This window comes from Paludibacillus litoralis (assembly GCF_037646705.1).
Classification (GTDB): Bacteria; Pseudomonadota; Alphaproteobacteria; order Rhodobacterales; family Rhodobacteraceae; genus Pikeienuella; species Pikeienuella litoralis.
This window is the reverse complement of sequence record NZ_JBBHER010000005.1, coordinates 14,975-28,440: the sequence shown is the minus strand read 5'-3', so window position 1 is coordinate 28,440 and position 13,466 is coordinate 14,975. Positions and strand designations below refer to the sequence as shown.

General features: G+C 66.3%; 13 protein-coding genes. 6 read left to right on the top strand and 7 right to left on the bottom strand.

Annotated features, from left to right (window positions below; all coding sequences use genetic code 11):
* The first annotated feature begins 3 nt into the window (after positions 1 to 3).
* From WG921_RS09295 to gatA, 3 genes are read left to right on the top strand one after another with little or no spacing between them, the layout of a single operon-like run.
* Positions 4 to 693 carry a ceramidase domain-containing protein gene (locus tag WG921_RS09295; protein ID WP_340108956.1) on the top strand — a complete coding sequence of 230 codons (690 nt, stop codon included), beginning with the start codon at positions 4 to 6 and terminating at the stop codon, positions 691 to 693.
* 32 nt (positions 694 to 725) lie between these two features.
* Complete coding sequence (gene gatC / locus WG921_RS09290) at positions 726 to 1,013, top strand: Asp-tRNA(Asn)/Glu-tRNA(Gln) amidotransferase subunit GatC (protein WP_340108955.1); 288 nt, start codon at positions 726 to 728, stop codon at positions 1,011 to 1,013.
* Complete coding sequence (gene gatA / locus WG921_RS09285; RefSeq protein WP_340108954.1) at positions 1,013 to 2,503, top strand: Asp-tRNA(Asn)/Glu-tRNA(Gln) amidotransferase subunit GatA; 1,491 nt, start codon at positions 1,013 to 1,015, stop codon at positions 2,501 to 2,503. The genes gatC and gatA overlap by 1 nt, the downstream gene beginning before the upstream one ends.
* A gap of 46 nt (positions 2,504 to 2,549) precedes the next feature.
* Here gatA and WG921_RS09280 read toward each other — a convergent pair whose 3' ends face one another.
* Positions 2,550 to 2,753 (bottom strand): cold-shock protein, encoded by a 204-nt coding sequence (locus WG921_RS09280; protein WP_340108953.1) that lies wholly within the window; start codon positions 2,751 to 2,753, stop codon positions 2,550 to 2,552.
* A gap of 287 nt (positions 2,754 to 3,040) precedes the next feature.
* Here WG921_RS09280 and gatB point away from each other — a divergent pair, with 287 nt between their 5' ends.
* From gatB to WG921_RS09265, 3 genes are all read left to right on the top strand, one after another.
* Positions 3,041 to 4,555: an Asp-tRNA(Asn)/Glu-tRNA(Gln) amidotransferase subunit GatB gene (gatB, locus tag WG921_RS09275; RefSeq protein WP_340108952.1), complete on the top strand. Its 1,515-nt coding sequence runs from the start codon at positions 3,041 to 3,043 to the stop codon at positions 4,553 to 4,555.
* 290 nt (positions 4,556 to 4,845) lie between these two features.
* Complete coding sequence (locus WG921_RS09270; protein WP_340108951.1) at positions 4,846 to 5,031, top strand: hypothetical protein; 186 nt, start codon at positions 4,846 to 4,848, stop codon at positions 5,029 to 5,031.
* Positions 5,031 to 5,507 carry a redoxin family protein gene (locus WG921_RS09265; protein ID WP_340108950.1) on the top strand — a complete coding sequence of 159 codons (477 nt, stop codon included), beginning with the start codon at positions 5,031 to 5,033 and terminating at the stop codon, positions 5,505 to 5,507. Before WG921_RS09270 ends, WG921_RS09265 begins: the two co-directional genes overlap by 1 nt.
* On the opposite strand, the gene WG921_RS09260 is transcribed toward WG921_RS09265, so the two are convergent.
* The 6 genes from WG921_RS09260 to WG921_RS09235 all read right to left on the bottom strand — a co-directional run bounded on the left by WG921_RS09260 (position 5,504) and on the right by WG921_RS09235 (position 13,410).
* Positions 5,504 to 9,133: a hydantoinase B/oxoprolinase family protein gene (locus WG921_RS09260; RefSeq protein ID WP_340108949.1), complete on the bottom strand. Its 3,630-nt coding sequence runs from the start codon at positions 9,131 to 9,133 to the stop codon at positions 5,504 to 5,506. The genes WG921_RS09265 and WG921_RS09260 overlap by 4 nt on opposite strands.
* Before the next feature lie 80 nt (positions 9,134 to 9,213).
* A complete protein-coding gene (locus tag WG921_RS09255; protein ID WP_340108948.1) occupies positions 9,214 to 9,972 on the bottom strand; it encodes an enoyl-CoA hydratase-related protein in 759 nt (252 codons plus the stop codon).
* A gap of 141 nt (positions 9,973 to 10,113) precedes the next feature.
* A complete protein-coding gene (locus WG921_RS09250) occupies positions 10,114 to 10,851 on the bottom strand; it encodes an ABC transporter ATP-binding protein (RefSeq protein ID WP_340108947.1) in 738 nt (245 codons plus the stop codon).
* Positions 10,848 to 11,573: an ABC transporter ATP-binding protein gene (locus tag WG921_RS09245; RefSeq protein ID WP_340108946.1), complete on the bottom strand. Its 726-nt coding sequence runs from the start codon at positions 11,571 to 11,573 to the stop codon at positions 10,848 to 10,850. The genes WG921_RS09250 and WG921_RS09245 overlap by 4 nt, the downstream gene beginning before the upstream one ends.
* Positions 11,570 to 12,523 (bottom strand): branched-chain amino acid ABC transporter permease, encoded by a 954-nt coding sequence (locus WG921_RS09240; protein ID WP_340108945.1) that lies wholly within the window; start codon positions 12,521 to 12,523, stop codon positions 11,570 to 11,572. The genes WG921_RS09245 and WG921_RS09240 overlap by 4 nt, the downstream gene beginning before the upstream one ends.
* Positions 12,520 to 13,410, bottom strand: coding sequence for a branched-chain amino acid ABC transporter permease (locus tag WG921_RS09235; protein ID WP_340108944.1), 891 nt, complete (start codon positions 13,408 to 13,410; stop codon positions 12,520 to 12,522). The genes WG921_RS09240 and WG921_RS09235 overlap by 4 nt, the downstream gene beginning before the upstream one ends.
* Positions 13,411 to 13,466: the final 56 nt, after the last annotated feature.

Genomic DNA, 13,466 nt, shown 5'->3' with positions numbered 1-13,466 from the left:
CCGATGAGCTGGACCGCCCCTGTCGACATCTATTGCGAACGGCTTTCGCCCGCCTTCTGGGCGGAGCCGTTGAACGCGATCAGCAATCTCGCCTTCCTGATCGCGGCGCTGATCGCCTTTGGCGCGGCGCGGCGGCGCGGCCGGCTGGAGCCGCCGGTGATGACGCTGATCGCGCTCGCGGCGGCGGTCGGCGTCGGCTCGTTCCTTTTTCACACCTTCGCCGCCCGCTGGGCCGGATTGGCGGACACCGCGCCGATCCTGCTTTTCATCCTGGTCTACCTCTATCTCGCGGCGCGCCGATATCTGCGTCTGCCGGCCTTGGCCGCGCTTGGCGCGCCCCTGCTCTTCATCGCATTCTCCTTCGGCTTCCTGTCGCTCTGGCGGGTGGGCGCGCCGTCGCTCAACGGATCGGAGGGCTACCTGCCGGTTCTCGTCGCGCTGGCCGGGTTTGGCGCGTCGCTTCGCCTCCGCGGCCATCCAGCGGCGCCGGCGCTCTTTCTCGCCGCCGCGGTGTTCGCGGCGTCGCTCGTCTGTCGCAGCCTGGACCAGGCGGCGTGCGGCGTCTGGCCTTCCGGGCTTCATTTCATCTGGCACTGCCTCAACGGGGCGCTCCTCGCGATCGTCATGCTCGCCTTCATCAACCATGGCGCGCCAGTCGGCGTCCGGCTTGCGCGCCGCCCATCACGGGGCTAAACCGCCCCTGCATTCAAAATCCTGGAGGCTTCATGTCCGTCGACAAGGACACCGTGCGCCGAGTTGCGCATCTCGCCCGCATCGCCGTCGATGAAACGGAGCTGGAGCCGCTTGCGGCGCGGCTCAACGCCATCCTCGCCTTCGCCGATGAATTGCAGGACGTCGATGTCGACGGCGTGGAGCCGATGACCTCTGTCACGCCCATGGCGCTCCGGATGCGCGCCGACGAGGTGACCGACGGCGGCGCGCCCGAAATGATCCTCGCCAACGCGCCAGACGCCCGTCAGGGCTTTTTCGCCGTGCCGAAGGTGGTGGAGTGATGACCGAGTTGAACCGCCTCACCCTCGCCGACGCGCGCGACGGCCTTCGCCGCGGCGATTTCACCGCCCGCGAGATCACCGAGGATTGCATCGCCGCCATCGACGCCGCCGGCGCGCTGAACGCGGTGGTGACGAAAACCCCCGAGCGCGCGCGCGAGATGGCCGAGGCCGCCGACGCGCGCCTGAAGGCCGGCGACGCGCCGGACATGTGCGGATTGCCGATCGGCGTGAAGGATCTCTTCTGCACCGAAGGCGTGAAAAGTCAGGCGGCGTCGAACATTCTCGACGGGTTCATCCCGCCCTATGAGAGCACGCCGACCGCGCAGCTCTGGTCGGCGGGCGCGGTGATGCTCGGCAAGCTGAACATGGACGAGTTCGCCATGGGCTCGTCGAACGAGACCTCCTGCTACGGCCCCGCCGTATCGCCCTGGCGGCGCGGTCAGGGCTGCAATGCGGCGCTGACGCCCGGCGGCTCGTCCGGCGGCTCCGCCGCTGCCGTGTCGGCCGATCTCTGCCTCGCCGCGACCGGCACCGACACCGGCGGCTCCATCCGGCAGCCGGCGGCGTTCACCGGCATCGTCGGCGTGAAGCCGACCTATGGCCGGGTCTCCCGCTGGGGCGTCATCGCCTTCGCCTCATCGCTGGATCAGGCCGGGCCGATGGTGAAATCGGTGCGCGACGGCGCGATCATGCTTCGCGCCATGGCCGGGTTCGACCCGAAGGATTCGACCTCGGCGGAGATTCCGGTCCCGGATTTCGAGGCCGCGCTCACCGGCGATATCCGCGGCAAGGTGATCGGAATCCCGCGCGAGTACCGGATCGACGGCATGCCGGCCGATATCGAGGCGCTTTGGGCGGAGGGGCGCGAGATGCTCGCCGACGCCGGCGCCAGGATCGTCGACATCTCGCTGCCGCACACCAGATACGCCCTCCCCGCCTATTACATCATCGCGCCGGCGGAGGCGTCCTCCAATCTGGCGCGCTATGATGGCGTCAGATACGGCGCGCGGGCGCCGCTCGCGGCCGATGACGGCGTGGCCGAGATGTTCGAGAAGACCCGCGCCGCCGGCTTCGGCCCCGAAGTCCGCGCCCGGGTCATGGTCGGCGCCTACGCCCTCTCCGCCGGCTATTACGACGCCTATTACCTCAGGGCGCAGAAGGTGCGGACCCTGATCCGGCGGGATTTCGACACCGCGTTCGCCGATGGGGTCGATGCGATCCTCACTCCGGCGACGCCCTCCTCCGCTTTCGGCCTTGGCGAAGTCGGCGGCGACGATCCCGTCGCGATGTATCTGAACGATGTGTTCACGGTGACCGTCAATCTCGCCGGTCTGCCCGGCGTCAGCGCGCCGACCGGGCGGGACGAAGCGGGCCTTCCGCTCGGCCTGCAGCTGATCGGCCGTCCCTGGGAGGAGGCCGAGATGCTGAACATCGCCTACGCGCTGGAGCGCGCCGCCGGATTCGATGCGAAACCGGCCCGCTGGTGGTGAATGCGCGAGGCGCGAGGCCGATCTCTCAGCCGCGCCTCGCGCCGTTTCAGGCTTTCAGATCGGTCGCCGCCATCCGACCGTTCCGGCCCTCCTCCAGTTCGTAAGAGACCTTCTGCCCTTCGTCGAGCCCTTCGATCCCAGACTGCTGAACCGCTGTGATATGGACAAAAATGTCCTTTCCGCCATCCTCAGGCTCGATGAATCCGTAGCCTTTGGTGACATTGAACCATTTGACAGTACCCGTCGGCATGCGTCCGCTCCTCGCCTTCGCGCCGCCGCGTCGCTGCGGCGGCCTTCGCGCATCGTCGAACACAGGCATCGTCGACAGGCATGCTCAAGGCGTCGGCCAGATCCCGAAGTCCGTCTTCAACTCCGCTGTCCGAAATGCTGACAGGAAATGGTCCGAATCACAAGGAAACCATGGATCGGATTTCAATCTCCGACGACCGGATTTCGTCGCCCGCGGAGCGCGGCGCCGCGCTTGCCGCCCGCCGGCGCGCGAAGTAGAGAAGTTGAAACCCTGCACTGGAGCCGCCGATGACCGAACTCGCCTATGCCGAGCCCACACCGAAGACCATTTCCGGCGCGACCGGCGATTGGGAGTTGGTGATCGGGATGGAGGTGCACGCGCAAGTCCGCTCCAAGGCCAAGCTGTTCTCCGGCGCCTCCACCGCCTTCGGCGCCGCCCCGAACAGCAATGTCAGCCTTGTCGACGCGGCGATGCCCGGCATGTTGCCGGTGATCAACGGATTCTGCGTCGAGCAGGCCGTGCGCGCGGGGCTCGGGCTGAAGGCGGAGATCAATCTTCGCTCGGTCTTCGACCGGAAGAACTATTTCTATCCGGACCTGCCGCAGGGCTATCAGATCAGCCAGTTCAAGCATCCGATCGTCGGCGAGGGCGAGGTCATCGTCGACATGGCTCCCGGCGTCGCGCGGAAGGTCGGGATCGAGCGGATTCATCTGGAGCAGGACGCGGGCAAATCGATCCACGACATGGATCCGGCGCTTTCCTTTGTCGACCTGAACCGCACCGGCGTCGCGCTGATGGAGATCGTCTCGCGCCCCCATATCCGCGGCCCTGAGGAGGCGGCGGAATATGTCCGCAAGCTGCGGCAGATCCTCCGCTATCTCGGGGTCTGCGACGGCAACATGCAGGAGGGCAGTCTCCGGGCGGACGTCAACGTCTCCGTCTGCCGCCCCGGCGCCTTCGAGCGGTTCCGCGAGAGCGGCGACTTCGGCCATCTCGGCACACGCTGCGAGATCAAGAACATGAACTCGATGCGCTTCATCCAGCAGGCGATCGACTATGAATCCCGCCGGCAGATCGCAATTCTGGAGGATGGCGGCGCGATCGATCAGGAGACCCGCCTCTACGACCCCCAGAAAGGCGAGACCCGCTCGATGCGGTCCAAGGAGGAGGCGCATGACTATCGTTATTTCCCCGACCCGGATCTGCTGCCGCTCGAATTCAGCCAGGAGTGGGTCGACGAGATCGCCGCGACCCTGCCCGAGCTTCCCGACGCCAAGAAGGCGCGGTTCGTGGCCGATTACGGCCTGACCGAATATGACGCGTCCGTGCTCACCGCCGATGTGGCCGACGCCGACTTCTTCGAGGCGGTGGCGAAGGGGCGCGACGGCAAGACCGCCGCGAACTGGGTGGTGAACGAGCTATTCGGCCGGCTCAACAAGGAAGGGCTCAGCGTCACGGAAAGCCCGGTCTCGGCGGAGCAGCTCGGCGGCGTGATCGACCTCATCGCGTCGAAAGAGATCTCGGGGAAGATCGCCAAGGAGCTGTTCGAGATCCTCTGGACCGAAGGCGGAGAGCCCGCCGCCATCGTCGAAGAGCGCGGCATGAAGCAGGTCACCGACGCCGGCGCGATCGAGGCGGCGGTCGACGCCGTCATCGCCGCCAACCCGGAAAAGGCGGAGCAGGCCCGCGCGAAACCCTCCATGGCGGGCTGGTTCGTCGGTCAGGTGATGAAGGCGACCGGCGGCAAGGCGAACCCGCAGACGGCCGGCGCGCTGGTCAGGCGGAAGCTCGGCGTCGACTGACGCCGCCTTTCCCGAGGCGCGCCTCCTATTTTGCGCGTTGGATTCACTCGTCGGCGCATGGAGTGGATTTAGAATGATTTTCCTGTCGCCAAACTGTTGTGGCGACGAGGCGACGGGGCGCGGGATCGCGGGCCGGATGCGATGTTTTGTCTCAATCGGCGCGTTCACGCCCAGCGGCCCCATGCCGCTGCTATAGTCGGGGCGGCTCCAGGTTGGTGGAGCGGGTCGGATGGCGCTTGAGGCTCCCGGCCGCATGCGATGGCGTCCGCATATAAATGACGGGATACCCTATGGCTGAACCTCGGCTCCCGACCCTCATCACTCCGGCCCCCGAGAGCGGCTTCGCGCGCGGCAAGGCGCGCAAGGGTTTTGAACGGGATGTGGCGGCCCGTGTCGCGACGTCCCGGCGGGCGGCTGCGAGCCGTTATCAGACCGGCGCGGCGACGAACGGCCGCTGGCTCGCCGGAGGCGCCTGATGGCCGCGCGCGACGCGCCGCCGGCGCCGGAACTCGCAGTCTCCGAATGGCTCAACACCGAGCGCCCGATCACGCTGGAGGCGCTCCGTGGGCGCGTCGTCGCGATCGAGGCGTTCCAGATGCTCTGCCCCGGCTGCATTCATGACGGCGTCCCGCAGGCGCTCGAGATCCAGGCGACCTTTTCCGACAAGGACGTCGCGGTTCTCGGCCTTCATACGGTGTTCGAGCATCACGACGCGATGACGCCGGTCTCGCTCCGGGCGTTTCTGCATGAATTCCGCGTTCGGTTTCCGGTCGGCGTGGATCGCCATGACGGCGGCCCGCTGCCGCTCACGATGCAGGCCTACGGGCTTCAGGGAACGCCGACGCTTCTGCTGATCGACCGCAGGGGGCGGCTGAGGGCCCGCCACTTCGGGCGGGTCGCCAGCATGGTCGTCGGCGCCGAAATCCAACACCTGATCGACGCGCCAGCCTAGGCTGGCCTCCCGAAGCCGCCGGCGGTCGGCGTGGTCACGATCACCGCCTCGCCGGCCTTCATGACGGTCTGATCGCAGCCTCTCAACACTTCCATCTCGCCGGAAAGCCGGCGGATCTCGGTCGCGCCGACGGTTCCGTCCCCGCCGCCGTTCAGCCCCTTCGGCGCCACCTTCCGATGCGAGGAGAGGATCGCCATCTGCATCTCCTTCAGGAAACGGATCCGCCGCCGCGTCCCGCCTCCCGCGCTCCAGCGCCCGCGCCCGCCCGAGCCGCGGCGGATATGGAAATCCTCCAGCAGGACAGGGAAGCGGAACTCCAGAATCTCCGGGTCCGTCAGGCGCGAATTGGTCATGTGAACCTGCACGGCGTCGGTCCCGTCAAAGCCGTCGCCGGCCGGGGTCCCGGAGCAGATCGTCTCGTAATACTGATATTCGTCATTCCCGAAGGTGAGATTGTTCATCGTCCCCTGGCTGTTGGCCATCACTCCGAGCGCCGCGAAAAGCGTATTGGTGACATGCTGAGACGTCTCGACATTCCCGGCTACGACCGCGGCGGGGTATTCGGGGCGGAGCATGCAACCTTCCGGAATCACGATGCGGATCGGGCGGAGACAGCCGGCGTTCATCGGGATGTCGCCCGCCACCATCACCCGGAAGCAATAGAGCACCGCCGCCCGCGTCACCGGTTCGGGCGCGTTGAAATTGGTGTTCTGAACCGGCGACGTTCCGGTGAAATCGACCACCGCTTCGCGCGCCTCGCGGTCGACGCTGATCTTCACCCTGATCCGCGCGCCCTGATCCGTCACGGTTTCGGCCTCGGCGTCATGCAGCGCATCGATCACCCGGCGCACCGCCTCCGCGGCGTTGTCCTGCACATGGCCCATATAGGCGCGAACCACATCGAGCCCGAAATGCGCGGTCATGCGCCGAAGCTCCTGCGCGCCTTTCTCATTGGCGGCGATCTGCGCCTTCAGGTCGGCGACGTTCTGATGAACGTTGCGGGCCGGCCAGGGATGATCCGTCAGCAACTCGACCAGGGCCGCCTCCCGGAACCGGCCTCGGTCGACCAGATGGAAATTGTCGAAGAGGACCCCCTCTTCATCGACCGTCGTCGCCAGCGGCGTCATCGAGCCCGGGGCCGAGCCGCCGACATCGGCGTGATGCCCGCGCGACGCCACATAAAACAGGATCTCCGCGCCCGCCTCGTCAAACACCGGCGTCACCACGGTGATGTCAGGCAGATGGGTGCCGCCATTATAGGGCGCGTTCAGCGCGAAAACGTCCCCCGGGCGCATCTCCGGATTCTGCGCGATGATGGTCTCGACCGAACGGTCCATGGAGCCGAGATGCACCGGGATGTGCGGCGCGTTCGCGACCAGCGAGCCGTCGCCGGCGAAGATGGCGCAGGAGAAATCGACCCGCTCCTTGATGTTCACCGAATAGGCCGTGTTCTGCAGCGTGACGCCCATCTGCTCGGCGATCGACCGGAAGAGATTGCTGAAAACCTCCAGCATCACCGGGTCGGCGTTTGAGCCGATCGCCTGCGCCTTCGGCAACGGTTCGACCCGCGTCAGCCGGATATGGTTCAGCTTCGTCACCTCCGCGCGCCAGCCGGGCTCCACCACCACGGTCTGATGCGGCTCGACGATCAACGCCGGCCCGTCGATGGCGCAGCCTGGTTTCATGCCCGCGCGATCCGCGTGAATCTCCGCCTTGCGCCACGCGCCCTCGGTGAAGAGTTCGATACGCTCCTCCGGCTCCCGCTTCTGCGCCGTCGCCTCGGCCTCCGGCTCATCCGGCCGCGCTCCGCCGCCGACCGCTTCGACCTCCGCCGCCTCGATCACCACCGGCTTGTCGTCGAAGGTGAAGCCGAACTGCGCCTTGTGCGCCGCCTCAAAGGCGGCGAGCATGTCGCCCAGCGCGCCGAACGGCGCCGGAAGCGGCGTGTCGGTGCCGTCATAGCGGAGATGAAGCCGCTCATGGCTCGTGATCGCCTCGCGCGGCACCCCCTGCCCCGCGACCTCGTCCTCCGCCGCCCGGCGAAGATCGGCGATCAACCGCCCGGCGCGCCCCAGCGAATCTGCGTCGAGCGTCTCGACCACCGCCTGCGCCCGGTTGGCGCGGATATCGGCGAGCCCCATTCCATAGGCTGAAAGAATCCCGCTATGCGGATGAATAAGAACGGTTTTCATCCCCAGCGCATCCGCCACGCGGCATGCATGCTGCCCGCCGGCGCCGCCAAAACAGGTCAGCGCGTAGCCGGAGACGTCATGTCCCTGCTGAACGCTGATCTTCTTGATCGCGTTGGCCATGTTCTCGACGGCGATGGCGATGAAGCCCTCCGCAACCTCCTCCGCGCTCCGGCCGTCTCCGATCTCTTCCGCCAGCGCATCGAACGCGGCGCGCACCGCCGCCGCGTCAAGCGGCTGATCCTGCGCGGGGCCGAAGATCGCCGGGAAATTTTCCGGCCGAAGCTTGCCGACCATCACGTTCGCGTCCGTCAGCGCCAGCGGCCCGTCGCGCCGATAGCATTTCGGCCCCGGATCGGCGCCCGCGCTGTCCGGGCCGACCTGAAAGCGCCCGTCGGTGAAATGAAGGATCGAGCCGCCGCCGGCCGCCACGGTGTGGATCCGCATCATCGGCGCCCGCATCCGGACGCCGGCGACCTCGGTTTCGAAAGCGCGCTCATAGTCGCCCGCGAAATGGCTGACATCGGTCGAGGTGCCGCCCATGTCGAAGCCGATGATCTGCTCATGGCCCGCCATCCGGCTCGTCTCGACCGCGCCGACGACGCCGCCGGCCGGGCCGGAGAGGATCGCGTCCTTGCCCTGAAAGAGCGACGCCGCCGTCAGCCCGCCGGACGACTGCATGAACATCAGCCGCACGCCGGATTCGCCGCCCGGATCGAGCTCCGCGGCGATCCGCTCGACATAGCGTTTCAGGATCGGCGAGAGATAGGCGTCGACCACCGTGGTGTCGCCCCGCCCGATCAGCTTCATCAATGGCGAGACCTCGTGGCTGACGCTGACCTGCCCGAAGCCGACCTCGCGCGCGATCTCGGCCACGATCCGCTCATGATCCGGGAAAGCGTAGGCGTGCATGAAGACGATGGCGCAGGCGTCGATCCCCTTCGCGCGCGCCGCTTCGAGCGCGGCGCGGACCTGCGCCCGGTCCGGCGCCGCCTCCACCGAGCCATCGACGCGGACCCGCTCCTCGATCTCGATCACCTCTTCATAGAGAAGCTCGGGCTTGATCACCTTTTTCGCGAAAATGTCCTGCCGGGCCTGATATCCGATCTCAAGCGCATCCCGGAACCCTTTGGAGATAACAAGAAGCGTCCGATCTCCCTTCCGCTCCAGCAGCGCATTTGTCGCCACCGTGGTGCCCATCTTGACCGCCGCGATCCGCCCGGCCGGGATCGGCGCGTCGGCGCTGACGCCCATCAGGTCCCGGATGCCCTGGATCGCCGCGTCGGCGTAAGCTTCGGCGTTCTCGGAGAGAAGCTTGTGCGCCCTGATTCCCCCCTCGGGATCGCGCGCGACGATGTCGGTGAAGGTGCCGCCGCGGTCGATCCAGAAATCCCACTTTCCGCGCCCCGCAGTCGACGCCCCGCCTTCATTCGTCATCACAAATCCTTTGCGCCATTCGGCCGCGCATCGGGTCATGCGGGCCGGTTCGGGTCAATCGCGCCGCCAGGGCGCGTCGGTCAGCGTTTCCGCGTCATGAACGCCGCGAACGCGGCGCGGGCTTCATCCGATTTCAGCCGCTCGGCGAAAATCCGCCTCTCCTCAAGAGAGATGGCCTTGATCGCCGCCGGATCGCCCCGCAGCAGCGCGCGCGTCGCCGCCATCGCCTCGCGCGGCTTCGCCGCCAGCCGGCGCGCCGCGTCGAACGCGACATCCATCAGCTCGGCGGCCGGAACGACCCGATTGACGAGCCCGGCCGCCTCCGCCGCCCGCGCCGACAGCGGCTCGCCAAGCGCCAGCAGCGCGAACGCCCGGTGGCTCCCCATCAGCCGCGGCGCGAGATAGGAGGACGCGTTCTCGGGCACCAACCCGAGATCGGTGAACGGGGTCCGGATCTCCGCGGTCTCCGCCGCATAGACCAGATCGCACTGGAAAAGCGTCGTCGCGCCGACGCCGACGGCCAGCCCCTCGACCGCCGCGACCAGCGGCTTGGCGCCGTCGATCTGCGCGTTCAGGAACCGGTCCACGCCGCGCTCCCCGACCTTTGGCGCGTCGCCCGTCGCGGCCTTCGCGAAATCCGCTATGTCGTTGCCGGAGGTGAAACTTCCCCCCGCGCCGGCGAGGAGAATCGCGCCGATGGCGTCATCCGCCTCCGCCGCCGCCATCCCATCCGCCAACGCGCCATACATTGCATCGGTCAGCGCGTTCTTCTTCTCCGGGCGGTTCATGAGCAGCGTCATGACCCCGTTTCTGGCGTCGATGTCGATTGTTCCGTCCATACTCGTCTCCTCCGCCAGATTGCGCGGCGAGACTACGCGCGGAGCCACGGCTTCGGCAACCGCGACATGGCGCCGGCGCCGCGAAGACGCTGAAGACCGCCGCTCATCTCGGACGGGCGCGCCCGCGCCAGCGGCGGCGTTCTAACTGAGCCCCATCCAGCCCCGCACCTGCTCGATCATGTCGCCCTGAAAGTCCGACCGCGTCCCCTCGGCGCTGACGGCGCCAAGGCTGAGGACATATATGTAGTCGGAGAGGCTGAGGATGCGCCTGATGTTATGGTCGACGAGAAGGATCGCCATATCCTGCTTCGCGAAAAGCTCTATCCACTCGAACACCTGCTCCGCGACGATCGGCGACAACCCGATGGACGGCTCGTCGATCAGGCAGAGCTCCGGCTGAAGGGCGAACGCCTTGGCGAACTCCAGCTGCTTCTGCTGACCGCCTGACAGGGAGCTCGCCGAATCCTTCTCCTTCTCTCGCAGGATCGGGAACAGCGCATAGGCCTCGCGCATCCGATCCGCGGTCGAAATCGGCCTCTCCGGGCGCAGGCGCCGGAGTTGCTCGAGCGGCAGCATCAGATTGTCCCGGACGCTCATATAGGGGAACAGGCTGCTTTCCTGCGGGATCATGTAGATGCGCCGCCGGGCGAGCTGATGCGGGTCGATGCCGGAAATATCGTCGCCCTTGAACCGGATCCGGCCCGCCTTCGGCTTCAGGAAGCCGGCGACGGTTTTCATGACCGTGGACTTTCCCGCGCCGTTGAGGCCGATGAGGCCGCGGATCTCGCCGGCGCGGACCTCCATGGAGACCGACTGCAGAATATCGATGTCGGACGTGTAACCGGCGGTGACGCCTTCTATCTCAAGAAGAGCGCTCATGCGACTTGCCCGCCAAGGTAAGCTTCGATCACGGCCCTATCCCTCAGAATGGCGTCGGTCGCGCCGTCGGCCAGCACTTCGCCGGCGTTCATGCAAACCGATCTCGGGCAGAGCTCGCGGACAGCCGGCATGTCATGGCTGACCAGAATGAAGGTCTGCCCTTCCGCGTGGCGCTCACGCACGAACGCGGACATGATATCGCGCATCGTCGGGTGAACCGCGGCGAAAGGTTCATCCAGCAGCGCGACCTGCGGCGGTTTCATGAAGCAGGCGCCAAACTCGAGCAGCTTCTGCTGGCCGCCCGAAAGATGCCCCGCGTCGAGCCCCATCACATGCTCGAGCTTCAGATCCTGAAACAACAGCAACGCGCGCTGCATCGCCGCCTCGTGACTGAGCCCGAGCGCCCTGCCCGCGACCAGAAGATTGTCCAGGGCGCTGATCCGCCGAAACAGCCGCGTCATCTGAAACATGCGCAACACGCCGGCGCGCGCGATCCGGTATGGCTTCAATCCCATCAACTCCTCGCCATTGAGGCGAATGCTGCCGGAATCGCCGTTCAGGTGGCCGCTCATTATATTGATGAGGGTCGTCTTCCCGGAGCCATTCGGCCCGATCAACCCCAGCAGCTCGCCCGCGGAGATGGAGGCGGACACATTGTTGACCGCAACCAGTCCGCCGAAGCGCTTGGTGACGCCGGCGAGCTCAAGAAGCGCCGCGCTCATGCCTTGGCCTGCTTCAGTTTTTCCCGCGAGAATGGAAGCTTGATCAGCCCCCAAAGCCCTTCACGGAAGAACCTCGCGATGATGATGACCGCGAGTGAAAACACGATGAGATGGTAGCCGCCCGCATCGCGCAGGGCCTCCGACACGATGTAGACCAGAAACGCCCCGATGATCGGCCCGCTCATCGTGCCGATCCCACCGATGACCACCATCGAAAGCACGAAACCGGTCTGAAGGATCAGGCCGAGCTCCGGGCTGACGAGCTGCGCGAAATGGGCGTAGAGCGCCCCCGCCAGCCCGCAGATCGCCGCGCTTATGGCGAAGGCGAGCGTTTTCCAGTGAACGACGTCGACACCGCGACTGGACGCGGCGATCTCGTCATCGCGTATCGCCTGCAGATACAGCCCGTATTTCGACCTGAGCAGAAGATAGACCCCGACCTGAACGAAGGTCAGCGCCCCGAGCATGAGATAGTAATAGGACAGCCGGCTCTCGAAGATCCCCGGGACGTTCAAGCCCAGATCGCCGCGCGTGAAGCCATAGGAGTTGCCGATGGCGAGGCGCAGGATCTCGGCGAAGGCGAGCGTGGTCAACGCGAGATAGGCCCCGGACAGGCGCAGCACCACCCAACCGAGAAGGACGCCGATGAAAAACGCCGTGACGACGCCCACCGGAATGCCGATCCAGGGCGGCGCGCCGAGATGGTAGGACATCAGGCCGGTGCCATAGGCGCCCACCATGGCGAAGGCGGCCGGCGCCAGCGACATCTGCCCCGTATAGCCGGCGAGCAGATTCCAGCCGACCGATTGCATCGCGAAATACATGCATACGATCAGAACGCCCAGCCAATAGACATTGCCCACGACCAGCGGAGCGAGCGCCACCAGAACGAGCACGAAAATCGAGACGAGGAATTCGACCTTTGTCCGGCCTTCAGAACTTTGCATCATACGCTGCGGCCCTTCTCCCCGAACAGGCCTTCCGGTCGAAGCAGGAGAACCAGAATAAGCAGGACGAACGCGAACGTGTCGCGGTAATCATACGATATGTAGACGGCGGCGAAGCTCTCGAAGACGCCGAGGAACAGGCTGGCGAGCACCGCCCCCGCGATCGACCCCATCCCCCCGATCACGACAATCACATAGGACTTCAGCGCGATGAACAGGCCGACATCCGGCGAGGCGTTGATGAGCGGAGCGAGAAGGCCGCCCCCCAGCGCCGCGAGGCCGCCGGAGGCCGCGAAGACCAGCGCGCTGACATTCGCCGTGTCGATCCCCGCGAGAGAGGCGCCAAGCTTGTTCTGGGCCACCGCCTGAATCTGCTTCCCCCAGAAGGAATAGCGGAGGAACGCGAGGACGCAGGCGACGATGATCACGCCGACGACGAGCGCGGCGATCCGATGACCGCTCGCCATGAACGGGCCGATGGTCATGCGCTGCACGTCGATCAGGTCCGGGCCGCGAACCGGGTACGGGCCGACCACCTTATCGACGAGATTGATGAGCAGAAGCGACAATCCGAACGTGACGATGATCGCGTATTCGTCCTTCATGATGCTCCATGAGGCGTAGCCGGAATAGAGCGGGCGCATGAGGGTCCGCTCGGTCAGCAGCCCGAGCCCGGCGCCGGCGATGAGCGCGAGCGGCAGGCAGAGCCAGGGGGATATCCCCAACGACGACGCGGCAATCGTGTAGACATAAGCCCCGACCATATAAAATTCGCCGTGAGCGAAATTGACGACCTTCAGGATCCCGAAGATCAACGTCAGACCAATGGCCATCAAGGCGTAGAAGACGCCGGTGATCAGCCCCTGGAAGATGAGATCAAGCGCCAGCATCGACGCCTCCATTTCTAGCAGGAAGCCACCCGAACCGGATCGGGGCGATCAGGCCC

Coding starts and splice junctions, on each gene's coding strand:
- WG921_RS09295 (WP_340108956.1), top strand. CDS start 4: ATGAGCTGGACCGCCCCTGTCGACATCTATTGCGAACGGCTTTCGCCC.
- gatC (WP_340108955.1), top strand. CDS start 726: ATGTCCGTCGACAAGGACACCGTGCGCCGAGTTGCGCATCTCGCCCGC.
- gatA (WP_340108954.1), top strand. CDS start 1,013: ATGACCGAGTTGAACCGCCTCACCCTCGCCGACGCGCGCGACGGCCTT.
- WG921_RS09280 (WP_340108953.1), bottom strand. CDS start 2,753: ATGCCGACGGGTACTGTCAAATGGTTCAATGTCACCAAAGGCTACGGA.
- gatB (WP_340108952.1), top strand. CDS start 3,041: ATGACCGAACTCGCCTATGCCGAGCCCACACCGAAGACCATTTCCGGC.
- WG921_RS09270 (WP_340108951.1), top strand. CDS start 4,846: ATGGCTGAACCTCGGCTCCCGACCCTCATCACTCCGGCCCCCGAGAGC.
- WG921_RS09265 (WP_340108950.1), top strand. CDS start 5,031: ATGGCCGCGCGCGACGCGCCGCCGGCGCCGGAACTCGCAGTCTCCGAA.
- WG921_RS09260 (WP_340108949.1), bottom strand. CDS start 9,133: ATGACGAATGAAGGCGGGGCGTCGACTGCGGGGCGCGGAAAGTGGGAT.
- WG921_RS09255 (WP_340108948.1), bottom strand. CDS start 9,972: ATGGACGGAACAATCGACATCGACGCCAGAAACGGGGTCATGACGCTG.
- WG921_RS09250 (WP_340108947.1), bottom strand. CDS start 10,851: ATGAGCGCTCTTCTTGAGATAGAAGGCGTCACCGCCGGTTACACGTCC.
- WG921_RS09245 (WP_340108946.1), bottom strand. CDS start 11,573: ATGAGCGCGGCGCTTCTTGAGCTCGCCGGCGTCACCAAGCGCTTCGGC.
- WG921_RS09240 (WP_340108945.1), bottom strand. CDS start 12,523: ATGATGCAAAGTTCTGAAGGCCGGACAAAGGTCGAATTCCTCGTCTCG.
- WG921_RS09235 (WP_340108944.1), bottom strand. CDS start 13,410: ATGCTGGCGCTTGATCTCATCTTCCAGGGGCTGATCACCGGCGTCTTC.